Annotated in this window: 2 protein-coding genes; both read right to left on the bottom strand. The window is 45.4% G+C overall.

Features of this window, described 5'->3' with window-relative positions; genetic code table 11:
* On the bottom strand, positions 1–1,050 hold a 1,050-nt coding region (locus tag ACEW8S_RS09260), incomplete at its 3' end, for an MFS transporter (RefSeq protein WP_373517870.1).
* Positions 1,051–1,063: 13 nt separating this feature from the next.
* Positions 1,064–2,833, bottom strand: a 1,770-nt coding sequence (locus ACEW8S_RS09255; protein WP_373517869.1) for an efflux RND transporter permease subunit, incomplete at its 5' end; no start/stop codon positions are given.

Below are 2,833 nucleotides of genomic sequence, written 5' to 3'. Positions count from 1 at the left end.
ACCCTGTTCTTCAATAGGTACTGTTTCTCCGATAAGTGTTTCGGATGGAATCTCCGCAAGGCTTTGACCAAGTCCGGCAACAATCCATACAATCAATAGCATTGAAAAATCGAGGTAATTGGCAAAACTTATGGCAACCCCCAAAATCAGAGCTCCAATAATAAGAGAGATGCGTCTTGATTTGGATTTATCGATTGCTCCAGAAACAAATGCTGCTACCATTGCGCCAACAGCGAAAGCTGCCATTATTATTCCATAATCTTTATCTGTAAGTTCCAATCCGCCTTTGACCAATACGATGGTATTTACCAGAATAAGTGCACCGGCAACCGCAGAAACCAATTCAATAAACAACGCGAAGCGCACATATTGATTGGAAAACAAAAGTTTTATGCCTTTTAAAACATCTTGCCAAGTGGTTGGTTTTATCTTTTCCTCGATTTTTTCAGGAACAATATCCAACTTACTTTTTGGAAGGCTCAACAATAAAATACCTGCGATAACAAATGTAGCAGCATCGACAAAGAATATTTCCCTTGCACCCAGCCAAATAGCCAAAATTCCTGCCAATCCCGGACCCAATACTCCTAAAAGCTGATACGTGGCCGCCGATAAACCTATGGCTTGACGATATATGGATTTCTCTACAATCTGCGGAATAATAGACCGATAGGTCGGACTAAAAAATGCATTGAAAACATTCATAAGAAAAATGAGGACATAAATTTGCCATTCTTCGGTTACAAAAGGCAAACAGCCTACTATGACCATTCTTACAAAATGTGTGGTGTACAGTATTTTCTTTCGGCTTATTCTTTCGGCCAATACTCCTGCAAAAGGCGAAAAAATAATAAATGCTGTAACTCTCAAAGTAAGGGCCGTTGCCAATATGACCGCAGCCCTTTCTTCGCCGAACTGATATGCCAAAAGAGCTAACCCGACCCACGTAAAGGCATCGCCCAACAAACTTATGGTTTGTGCTAAATATAGCTTAGCGAATAATTTGTTTTGTAGTGCTTGAAACGGCTCTAACAGTTTTGACAGCTTCATCTATTTTCTTTATTCATATCGATTCTTTAGAATACCGTTTATCATTGATTACTAATTGATACACACAAGGAATTACAACCAGATTTAATATGGTTGCCGACAACAAGCCACCTAAAATGACGACAGCCATCGGGCTTTGTATCTCACTTCCGGGTTCGCCGCCTTTCAAAGCTAAAGGAATAAGGGCGAGACCAGTTGTAAATGCGGTCATCAAAATAGGGTTCAACCTATCCAATGCCCCTGTCCTGATTAGTTCGAAACCTTTCATCCCCTCCTTTCTTAAATCCTCGTATCTGGAAACCAGTAAAATACCGTTTCGGGTTGCGATACCAAAAAGGCTTATAAACCCTATGGTAGCGGCGATGCTGATGATGCCAGAAGTAAAATAAACGATCAATATGCCCCCGATCAAGGCCAAGGGAAGGTTGATCAATACGACAAAGGCCAACTTTACATCCTTGAACTCGTAATATAGGAGCAGAAAGATGATCGCGATTGCAATTATCGAGGTAATCAAGAGCAACTGAGATGCTTTCGATTCGCTTTCAAATTGCCCACCGTACTGAACCCGATAGCCTTCCGGCAGCGAAATGTTTTGGTCTACGGTTTCCTTGATATCTTCCACGGCACCCCGTAAATCGCGGCCCTGGACATTGGCGGCCACCACAATTTTACGCTGCACGTCCTCACGGCTGATTTTGTTCGGACTGCTTACCGATCCAATAACGGCCAATTCTCCCAGATTGGTCTGCCCGCCATTGGGAAGGCTGATCAGGGTCCCTTTCATAGTTTCGATATTGTCCCGAAAGCGTTTTTGATAGCGAACCACCAAATCGAAATACTGTTGCCCCTCATAAATCTCGCCCGCCTCCTCGCCCGCAAAGGCAATATCGACCTGTTCCATCAGGTCGCCCACGGTCATTCCATAGGCCGATAGGATCTGGCGTTTTGGCTTGATACGGATCTGTGGGACTTCGATCTGCTGGTCGACCGCTACATCTGCCAGTCCGTCAATATCCTTAATGTTCTGCTCGACACTTTTGCCCACCTCGAACAAGCGTTGCAGATCGGAACCGAAAATCTTTATGGCGATATTGGCCCGTGTCCCTGAAAGCATATGGTCGATACGGTGAGCAATGGGCTGCCCCAAGGTTATATTTACCCCGGGAACGATGCTGAGTTCGTTTCGGACTTCTTCAAAGAATTCTTCCTTGCCCTTATCCTCCAATATAAAGGGCACATCGATTTCCGCCGCGTTTACGCCCTGCGCGTGCTCGTCCAGTTCGGCACGGCCCGTTCTTCGGGTCACGACTTCCACTTCGGGCAGATCCAACAAGATTTCTTCCACGAGTTTTCCGGTTTTGTTGCTTTCCTCCAAGGACATTCCCGGTGGGCCAACTACGCTAATGACCAGGGAACCTTCGTTGAATTCGGGCAAAAAGCTACGGCCCAGTTGGGTCAAGACCACCAAGCTCAACAAAAAGGCGATGACCGTAACCCCGATAATGGTTTTCGGTATTTTAGATGCCCTGGTCAAGACATTGGAATAATGCTTTTGCAGCCAACGTTCCACCCGTGTCCCTTCGGCCTGTTTGTTCAACAGCTTTTCGTTTTTCAGCAAATAGGAACAAAGTACCGGGGTTACCGTTACGGCCACGATCAGGGAGGTGAGCACGGAAGTCACGAAGGCTATCCCCAAAGGCTGTAAAAGCCGGCCTTCCATTCCGCTCAAAAAGAACAGCGGGATAAAGGATACGATGATAATTAGGGTCGCAATGATGAT

The organism is Pricia sp., from assembly GCF_041745955.1.
In the GTDB taxonomy this organism is placed as follows: domain Bacteria; phylum Bacteroidota; class Bacteroidia; order Flavobacteriales; family Flavobacteriaceae; genus Pricia.
Note: the sequence above shows the minus strand (reverse complement) of the source record. Positions and strands in the feature narration are given on the sequence as shown.